The organism is Streptomyces sp. NPDC003042, from assembly GCF_053591315.1.
Genome location: NZ_JBSFTP010000027.1, coordinates 67,399 through 76,849, shown reverse-complemented (window position 1 = coordinate 76,849; position 9,451 = coordinate 67,399). Strand labels below are relative to the sequence as shown.

Sequence of the window (9,451 nt, the reverse complement as noted above, 5' to 3'; positions counted from 1 at the left end):
CCACGCGGATCACGTCCACGTACACCCCGCGTCCGAGGTACCGGCCCGTCGCCGCGTGCCGGAAGCGGAGCCGGACCTCGCGGCCCGCCCAGGCGCCCAGGAGTACGAGGCGCCCGGCCGCCCGGCGCGGGGACAGCGCCTCGTCCGGCGGGATGTTCACGTCCCAGGCGGCGTCACCCAGCTCCCGCCAGGCCACCAGTACCTCCCCGGTGCCCAGCCGGCGGGCCCGGAGCCTGCCGCGCCACAGCAGCGGCAGCAACGGCAGGCCCACGACGGCCAGTACGGCGGCGGCCCAGCCGAGGACCGCGCCCACGGAGGGACCGCCGGAGCCGGCCCCGTTGTCCTGGCCCGGCACCGGCCCCCCGCACTCGCCGAGCTTCTTCAGCTCCGGCGGGCAGTCCTCGGCCTGCGACGGCGCCGCCGCCGGAGCCGAGGCGGCCTGCGAGGGCAGCGTCGCGGGCGCGGACGGCTGGGCCGCCGGCGCCTCGGGGCGGCTGTAGTCCGGTACGGAGATGCCGGAGCGGGGCGTCGGCTCGAACCGGGTCCAGCCCACGCCCTCGAAGTACAGCTCCGGCCAGGCGTGCGCGTCCCGCATCGAGACGTTCACACTGCCGTCCGACTGCTTCTCGCCGGGGGTGAACCCGACCGCCACCCGCGCCGGGATCCCCAGCGTGCGCGACATCGCCGCCATCGAGAAGGCGAAGTGGACGCAGAAGCCCTCCTTGTCGTTCAGGAACCGGGCGATGGCCTGCGAACCCGTACCCGAGGACACCTTCGTGTCGTAGCGGAAGCCGCCGTTCACCGCGAAGAACTCCTGGAGCTTCACCGCCCGCGTGTAGTCGTCCTTCGCGCCCTGCGTGACCCGCCGGGCCGTCTCCTGCACCACCGGCGGCAGATTGTCCGGCAGCTTCGTGTACTCCATCTGCACGTACGGGTTGGGGCCCGGGGCGGCCTGGAGCTGCGCCGCCGTGGGCCGCAGCAGCAGGCTCCGTACGGTGTACTGCGCGCCCTGCACGTTCTGGAAGCGGTCCTTGCCCAGCTGGTCCCCGACCAGGGTCCGGCCGGCCGGCTCGAACCGCCACTTCCCCGCGATGTCCACCTGCGTAGCCGGGTACGGCATCGGCAGGTAGCGCTGGGCGTACGTGTCCGCCGCCGAGACGGTGGTCCGTACCTCCGCCGCGCTCGCGCGGACCCGCTCGCCCAGCCCCGAGGGGGTCGGCAGCCGCTCCGGGACGTCCGTCAGCGGGCGCCCCGAGGCCTCCCACTTGACCCCGTTGAACTCGTCCAGCGCCAGGATCCGCAGGTACTGCTCGCCGAGCTGCGGGCTGTCCGTCCGGTACCTGAGGACGACCCGGTTGTCCTGCGCGTTCAGGCTGCTCTGGAGCGAGACCAGCGGGTTCACCGCCGAGATCGTCCCGCCGCCGCCATCCGAGGCCGGGTCGTCGCCCGGTGTGCCCAGCATCCCGCCGCCGAGCGTCGGCAGCGCGACCGGCACCACCAGCGCCACGCCCAGCGCGACCGCGCCGATGCGGCGTCCGGTGCGCACCGGGGCGACGGGCTTGCCGCCGCCGGAGCCGCCGCCGTAGCCGGAGGCGGCCGACACCCGCGCGTTCGGGGCCGCGCCGAAGACCCGGCCCCACTGGGCGAGGCGGTCGCGGCCCTCGGACAGCAGAAGCATCAGGTATCCGCCGCCGGCCAGCAGGAAGGAGAACCACGCGCCGCCCTGCCCGGACGTGCCGACGAGCCCGGCGGCCACCGAGTACAGCGCCAGCAGCGGCAACCCGGCCGCGGCGGCCGTACGCATCGTCACCGCCAGCACGTCCACCAGCAGCCCGATGAGCAGCACCCCGGACAGCAGCAGCAGCCGGATGCCGTCCGTCACCGGGGCCGGTATCGCGAACTCGCCGACGTCCTGGACACCCTGCTGGAACAGCGCCCCGAAGTCGGTCACCAGGAAGGCCAGTGGCCCGCTCCCGGTGGACTCGCCCTTCCCCGCGAACAGGAAGGCCAGCAGCAGCAGCGACACCAGCAGTTGCGCCGCCACGGTCAGCGACCGGGCCAGCGGAATCCGCCGGGCCCCCGCCCCCACGCCGCTCTGCACCGCCAGCAGCAGCGCCGCCTGGAGCAGCCAGCCCGAGGACTCCATCAGCGGGGCCAGTGACCACGAGGTCAGCAGCGTCGCCAGCACCGCGAACAGCGTCAGCCGTGCTTGACCGCTCATGCCCAGCCTCCGGAGGTTCCCGTGCCGAGGGGAGCGTTCCCGGCCTGCCGCCACAACTCGCCGTACGTGGCGCCGGGCGGTACGGCCAGCGCCGTCCACCCCGCGTCCCGCAGCCTGCGCAGCCGCTCTTCCACCCGCGAGGGCGCTCCCGCCCAGCTCGCGGAGTCCAGTACGAACGCCACGGCGCCCGCGCAACGCTGACGCATCCGTGCCGCCATCTCGCTCTGTACGTCGTCAAGGTCGCCGAAGAAGGCGATGAGCAGCCCGTCGCCACCGGAGGCACCGAAGCCCCCACCCCCGCCGCGCAGGGCGTCGTAGGCGCGGGAGAGCCCGGATCCGTCCGAGTGGCCCACGATCGCCAGCGTGTCCATCATCAGCCCGGCGGCCTCGGCGGACTCCTGGCCGCCACCGCCCTGGCCGGGTCCGGAGTCGCCGGAGTCGGTCAGCAGGCGCACCGAGAACCCCTGTTCGAGGAGGTGCAGCAGGGTGGAGGCAGCGCCCGACACGGCCCACTCGAAGGCGGAGTCGGGGCCCGCGCCCTGGTACGCGAGGTGGCGGGTGTCCAGCAGGACGGTGGCCTTGCTGCGCTGCGGCTGCTCCTCGCGGCGCACCATCAGCTCGCCGTAGCGGGCGGTGGAGCGCCAGTGCACCCGGCGCAGGTCGTCGCCGCGCCGGTAGCCGCGCGGGATCACGTCGTCGTCCCCGGCCAGGGCCAGGGAGCGGCGGCTGCCGTCGCCGTAGCCGTTGGCCTCGCCGGTCATCCGGACCGGGGGCAGGGGCTCGGTGCGCGGGATGACCGTGAGGGTGTCGTAGGTGCTGAAGGAGCGGGTCAGCTCGACCAGCCCGAAGGGGTCGGTCAGCCGCAGCTGGAGCGGGCCCAGCGGATAGCGTCCGCGCAGGTCGGAGCGGACCCGGTAGGACACCTCGCGGCGTCCGCCCGCCTCGACCCGGTCCAGGACGAAGCGGGGCCGCGGCCCCAGTACGTAGGGCACCCGGTCCTGGAGCATCAGCAGGCCCGTGGGCAGCCGGGAGACGTTCTCCAGGCGCAGCTTGACCCGGGCCTCGCCTCCGGCGGGCACCCGCATCGGAGTCAGCCGGCGGCTGCCGGAGACGCGGTAGCGGGTGCGGTGCAGGGCCAGCACGCAGACCAGGGGAAGTACGACGAGCAGCAGCCCGACCCGCAGCAGCTGGCCCTGGCCGAGTACGTACGCACATACGGCGGCGGCGGCTCCGGCGGCCAGGAACGAGCGGCCGCGGGTGGTCAGCCCGGCCAGCGAGGCGCGCAGCCCGCCGGGATCCTTGACCTGCCCGCCGGCGCCGCGCGGGGCACCGGCGCTCATCAGAAGCCCCGGATGCCCGCGCCGGGCGGCATCTCGCCGCGGGCCTGCGCGGCGGGAACGGGGGTGCGCTGGAGGATGTCGTGGACGACCTGCTCGGCGCTGCGGCGGTTGAGCTGCGCCTGCGCGGTGGGCAGCAGCCGGTGTGCGAGGACGGGCGCGGCCAGCGCCTGGACGTCGTCGGGCAGGACGTAGTCCCGGCCGGCCAGCGCCGCGGAGGCCTTCACGGCGCGCAGCAGGTGCAGGGTGGCGCGGGGCGAGGCGCCCAGGCGCAGGTCCGGGTGGCTGCGGGTGGCGGAGACCAGGTCGACCACGTAGCGGCGTACGGGCTGGGCCACGTACACCTCGCGGACGGCCTCGATCAGCTTGACGATGTCGTGGGCGTGCGCGACGGCCGTGAGGTCGTCGAGCGGGGAGAGCCCGCCGTGCACGTCGAGCATCTGGAGCTCGGCCTCGGGGCTGGGGTAGCCGACGGAGACACGGGCCATGAAGCGGTCGCGCTGGGCCTCGGGGAGCGGGTAGGTGCCCTCCATCTCCACCGGGTTCTGGGTGGCGACGACCATGAAGGGGCTGGGCAGGGTGTACGTGGTGCCGTCGATGGTGACCTGGCGTTCCTCCATCGACTCCAGCAGCGCCGACTGGGTCTTGGGGGAGGCGCGGTTGATCTCGTCGCCGATGACGATCTGCGCGAAGATCGCGCCCGGCTTGAACTCGAACTCGCGGCGCTGCTGGTCGTAGATGCTGACGCCGGTGATGTCGGAGGGCAGCAGGTCCGGGGTGAACTGGATGCGCTGCACCGAGCAGTCGATGGACTTGGCGAGCGTCTTGGCGAGCATGGTCTTGCCGACGCCGGGGACGTCCTCGATCAGCAGGTGGCCTTCGGCGAGCAGTACGGTCAGCGCGAGGCGCACGACCTCGGGCTTGCCCTCGATCACGCTCTCGACCGAGTGCCGGACCCGGTCGGCCGTGCTCGTCAGATCCGCGAGGCTCGCTCGGTCGTCATACGTGGTCACCTGGTTCTCCTCGGCCCTTTCCCAGGGCCGACGCCCTTGGCGCATGAACCGGCCCACCCCAACGGACGCCCTCCCGGAGGGGTTCCGGGTGGCGTCTTCCCCGCATTCTTGACGGCGTCACGGCCTTGTGTCACTCAAGAGGCCGGATCGATCTCCCGCAGGAGGCCGGTGTGCACGTCGAAGACGAAGCCTCGCACATCGTCGCGGTGGGGCAGGAACGGGTTCGTCCGAACCCGCTGCATGGACTGGCGGACGTCCTGGTCCACGTCGCGGAAGGCCTCGACGGCCCAGGCGGGGCGCTGGCCGACCTCGTCCTCCAGCTCGTGCCGGAAGTCCTCGGTCAGGCTTTCGAGACCGCAGCCGGTGTGGTGGATGAGGATCACCGCGCGGGTGCCCAGCGCCCGCTGGCTGATGGTGAGCGAGCGGATGGTGTCGTCGGTGACCACCCCGCCCGCGTTGCGGATGGTGTGGCAGTCGCCGAGTTCCAGGCCCAGGGCGGCGTGCAGGTCGAGCCGGGCGTCCATACAGGCCACGACGGCCACGCGCAGGACCGGCCGGGCGTCCATGCCGGGGTCGACGAACTGCGCGGCGTACTTTCGGTTCGCGGCCACCAGCCGGTCGATGACGGAGTCGCCGCTGGGCGCCTGAGGTGCGGAATGGGCGGGCAGGGATGCGGAAGGCGTCATGGATACGACGTTAATGGTCACACCTCGCAACGGCATGGAGTGAGGGCGGACAAAGAAGGTCAACCAGGCTTGTTGTGAGCTAACCCACAGGGGTGAGGCGGATGCCGCTGTTCGGGCGATTCGCGGCTTTTACGGGTTCCCTCCGAGCGGGGCGCACCGGGCGCGGGGCGGTTCGTTGACCGTGGCGACCGTTGCACTAAAGTGACGAGAACCGGCCGGAGCCCGGCCCTCACCGGCCGCCCGGCCCCCTGGTAAAACTCCGCGTGCGCGGCGCGGCGTATGCCTGCCGCGCCGTTATCTGAGAGGGCGCTTTGACTAGCGAGTCCCGACATGTCCCGGTGATGCTCCAGCGGTGCCTGGACCTGTTGGCCCCGGCGCTGGAGAGGCCGGGGGCCGTCGTCGTCGACTGCACCCTCGGCCTCGGCGGCCACAGCGAGGCCCTGCTCACCCGGTTCCCCGACGTACACCTGATCGGCCTCGACCGCGACAAGGAGGCCCTGCGGCTCTCCGGCGAGCGGCTCGCGCGCTTCGGCGACCGGGTCACCCTCGTCCACGCGATCTACGCCGACCTCGCCGAGGTGCTGGACAACCTGGGCATCCCGACCGTCCAGGGCATCCTCTTCGACCTGGGCGTCTCCTCCATGCAGCTCGACGAGGCCGACCGCGGGTTCGCGTACGCGCAGGACGCGCCACTGGACATGCGCATGGACCAGACGACGGGCATCAGCGCCGCCGAGGTCCTCAACACGTACCCGCCGGGCGAGCTCGTGCGGATCCTGCGCCAGTACGGCGAGGAGAAGCAGGCCAAGCGGATCGTGTCCGCGGTCGTCCGGGAGCGGGAGAAGGAACCCTTCACCAACAGCGCGCGACTCGTCGAGCTGATCCGCGACGCGCTGCCGCAGGCGGCCAAGCGCACCGGCGGCAACCCGGCCAAGCGGACCTTCCAGGCCCTGCGCATCGAGGTCAACGGCGAACTGTCCGGGCTGGAGCGGGCCATCCCGGCGGCGGTCGACCGCATCGCCGTCGGCGGCCGGATCGCGGTGCTCTCGTACCACTCCCTGGAGGACCGCCTCGTGAAGCAGGTCTTCGCGGCGGGCGCCGCCTCCACGGCGCCGCCGGGACTGCCGGTGGTGCCGGAGAAGTACCAGCCGAAGCTGAAGCTGCTGACGCGCGGCGCGGAACTGCCGACCGAGGAGGAGATCGCCGAGAACCGGCGAGCCGCCCCGGCCCGGTTCCGCGGGGTCGAACGCATCCGGGAGGCGCGGCTGTGACGGCCGCGGGCCGTGGCGGCCGGGCCGGCAAGGTGGCCACGCTGACCCGCGGGCAGGCGGCCCGCCTCGGCCGGGTGGCGCGGCCCGGGTCCGCGTCCGGGCCCGGCGCCGGGCGGCGTGGCGGCCCGGCGGGCCAGGCGGCGCGGATGCCGTTCGTCCTGCTGGTCGTGGCCCTGCTCGGTGGCGGGCTGATCAGCCTGCTCCTGCTGAACTCGGCGCTGAACGAGGGCTCCTTCCAGCTGAGCAAGCTGAAGAAGGAGACCACCGCCCTCACCGACGAGGAACAGGCGCTCCAACGGGACGTCGACGGGTACTCGGCCCCGGACGCGCTTCAGCGACGTGCCCACGAGCTGGGCCTGGTGCCGGGCGGCAGCCCCGTCTTCATCGGCCCGGACGGCAAGATCGCGGGCTCCGTCTCGACGGCGGAGGCCCCGGCTCCGCCGGCCCCGCCGGCTCCGCCGGCTTCCCCCGGTCCGTCCGCGCCCGCGGCCGCGTCGGCCGTACCCAGCCCGGCCGGGTCCCCCCAGCCCGCGCAGCCCACCCCCGATCCAGGCAGGTGACGTCGTGACGCCGATGGCAGGCGGTTCCGGCGGGCCCGGGCGCAGCCCTGCGGGGCCGCTCCCCGCCCCGCCCTTCCCCCGTTCGCTGGGCTCCGCCCAGACCCTCCCCCAGCTACCGCTGGGGGTGCCCCCTGCCTCAAGCGCCGGCGGGGCTGGAAGTGCCGCCGCGCGGCAATCCAGCCCGGTGGCGCCTGCCGCGCAGCGCGCACCTCAGGGCCTACGCCGGCCACATCAAGCCCCGCCGGCGACCCCGGCGCGGGGTCCGGGGCGGAGCCCCGGGAAGCCCGGGCGCAGCCCGGGGGCGCTTGCGCGGCGGCCCCGCACGGCGGTGGACGCGTGAGCCCCCAGGAGCCGCGGCGGCGCGTCCCCGGCCCCGCTGGCCGGGCTCGGGCGAGCGCCCGCCCGGCCTCGCGCCCGGCGACCCGGCGGCCCACCGCGCCCCGCCCGCCGCACACCATCCGGCTCGGCAGCCCCAAGCCCCGGCTGCGGCTGGTCAGCGTGGGCCTGACCCTCGTCATGCTCGCCTTCGTCGTCCGGCTCCTCCAGGTGCAGGCCGTCGACGCCTCGGCGTATTCCGCCAAGGCCACCGAGAACCGGTTCGCCAGCTACACCCTGGCCGCCGAGCGCGGCGAGATCACCGACCGCAAGGGCGTCGCCCTGGCCACCAGCGTCGACGCGTACGACATCACCGCCGACCCGAAGATGTTCACGCCGCAGGAGAGCAAGGCCCCCGACGCCCCGGAGCAGGCCGCGGCCCTCCTCGCGCCGATCCTCGGCAAGGACGCCAAGGAGCTCACGGCCCGCCTGAAGACCGAGAACACCCGCTACGTCGTCCTGGCCCGCCGCCAGACCCCTCAGGTCTGGAACCAGATCAAGGACCTCAAGCGGCTCTTCGCGGAGAAGGCGGACGCCGACAAGAAGAAGAACGGCCCCGGCGCCAACGTCATCGCCGGCGTGTTCAACGAGAACAGCAGCAAGCGCGTGTACCCGAACGGCGCGCTCGCCGCCGGGATACTGGGCTACGTCAACGCCGAGGGCAAGGGCGGCGGCGGCCTGGAGTCCTCCCTCGACAAGAAGCTGGCCGGCAAGGACGGCGAGCTCACGTACGCCCAGTCCGGCGGCCGTCGCGTCCCCACCGCGGGGTCCCGGGAGAAGCCCGCCGTACCCGGCGACGACATCGAGCTGACCATCGACCGTGACATCCAGTGGGCGGCGCAGAGCGCCATCACCGAGCAGGTCGAGAAGTCCGGCGCCGACCGGGGCTACGTCATCGTCCAGGACACCGACACCGGCGAGGTGCTGGCCATGGCCAACGCCCCCGGCTTCGACCCCAACGACCTGAGCCGGGCCAGCTCCGCCGCCATGGGCAACGCCGCCCTCCAGGACGTGTACGAGCCCGGCTCCACCGCCAAGGTGATGTCGATGGCCGCCGTGCTGGAGGAGAAGAAGGCAACCCCCGCCACCCACGTCGAGGTCCCCAACCGACTGCACCGCGGCGACCGGCTGTTCAAGGACGACATCGACCACCCGACCTGGTACCTGACCCTCAACGGGGTCCTCGCCAAGTCCTCCAACATCGGGACCATCCTGGCCACCGGCCAGCTCGGCCCCACCCAGACCGAGGCGAACAAGGTCCTGCACTCCTACCTGACCAAGTTCGGCATCGGGCAGCCCACCGGCCTGGACTACCCGGGCGAATCCCGCGGCATCCTCGCCAAGCCCGAGGACTGGTCCACCTCCCAGCAGTACACGATCCCCTTCGGCCAGGGCCTGTCCCTCAACGCGATGCAGGCGGCCTCCGTCTACTCGACCATCGCCAACGGCGGTGTCCGTATCGAGCCGACCCTGGTACGCGGCTCCAAGGGCCCCGACGGCCGCTTCACGCCGGCCCCGGCACCCGAACAGACCCGCGTGGTCAGCCCGGAGACCGCCAAGACCCTCGCCGAGATGCTCGAATCCGTGGTCGACGACCAGGAGGGAACCGGCACCAAGGCGCGGATCCCCGGCTACCGGGTCGGCGGCAAGACCGGCACCTCCAACCGGGTGGATCCGGCCACGGGCCGCTACAAGGGCTACACCGCCTCCTTCGCCGGTTTCGCGCCGGCCGACAACCCGCGCGTCACCGTCTACTGCGCCATCCAGAACCCCACCAAGGGCAGTTACTTCGGCGGCCAGATCTGCGGGCCGATCTACAAGACCGTCATGGAGTTCGCGCTCAAGACCCTCCGGGTCGCGCCCACCGGCACCGCCCCCGCCGGGCTCCCGGTGACCTTCGACCCCGGCCCTCGGCCCCCCGCCCCGAACACCGCGCAGCCCAGTCCACAGCCCGGACAGTGAACCGACCGCCCCAGCCAGAAATGCGT

Annotated in this window: 7 protein-coding genes; 3 read left to right on the top strand and 4 right to left on the bottom strand. The window is 73.3% G+C overall.

Going from position 1 to position 9,451, the window contains the following annotated elements; genetic code table 11:
* From ACWDYJ_RS16325 to ACWDYJ_RS16310, 4 genes are all read right to left on the bottom strand, one after another.
* The coding region (locus ACWDYJ_RS16325; protein ID WP_451566202.1) for a transglutaminase family protein at positions 1 to 2,221 on the bottom strand (2,221 nt) is incomplete at its 3' end.
* A complete protein-coding gene (locus ACWDYJ_RS16320) occupies positions 2,218 to 3,561 on the bottom strand; it encodes a DUF58 domain-containing protein (protein WP_451566201.1) in 1,344 nt (447 codons plus the stop codon). The genes ACWDYJ_RS16320 and ACWDYJ_RS16325, both read right to left, overlap by 4 nt.
* Entirely contained in the window at positions 3,561 to 4,571 is a 1,011-nt protein-coding gene (locus ACWDYJ_RS16315) for an AAA family ATPase (RefSeq protein ID WP_451566200.1), read from the bottom strand. The genes ACWDYJ_RS16320 and ACWDYJ_RS16315 overlap by 1 nt, the downstream gene beginning before the upstream one ends.
* A 134-nt stretch (positions 4,572 to 4,705) precedes the next feature.
* Positions 4,706 to 5,293 (bottom strand): beta-class carbonic anhydrase, encoded by a 588-nt coding sequence (locus ACWDYJ_RS16310; RefSeq protein ID WP_451566199.1) that lies wholly within the window; start codon positions 5,291 to 5,293, stop codon positions 4,706 to 4,708.
* Between the two features lie 305 nt (positions 5,294 to 5,598).
* Between ACWDYJ_RS16310 and rsmH the strand changes: the two genes are divergently transcribed.
* The 3 genes from rsmH (at position 5,599) to ACWDYJ_RS16295 (ending at position 9,425) form a co-directional block, all read left to right on the top strand.
* Positions 5,599 to 6,528, top strand: a complete 930-nt coding sequence (gene rsmH, locus ACWDYJ_RS16305; RefSeq protein WP_451566205.1) for a 16S rRNA (cytosine(1402)-N(4))-methyltransferase RsmH — start codon at positions 5,599 to 5,601, stop codon at positions 6,526 to 6,528.
* On the top strand, positions 6,525 to 7,088 hold the full coding sequence (locus ACWDYJ_RS16300; protein ID WP_451566198.1) for a hypothetical protein: 564 nt from the start codon (positions 6,525 to 6,527) through the stop codon (positions 7,086 to 7,088). The genes rsmH and ACWDYJ_RS16300 overlap by 4 nt, the downstream gene beginning before the upstream one ends.
* Before the next feature lie 336 nt (positions 7,089 to 7,424).
* Complete coding sequence (locus ACWDYJ_RS16295; protein ID WP_451566197.1) at positions 7,425 to 9,425, top strand: peptidoglycan D,D-transpeptidase FtsI family protein; 2,001 nt, start codon at positions 7,425 to 7,427, stop codon at positions 9,423 to 9,425.
* Positions 9,426 to 9,451: the final 26 nt, after the last annotated feature.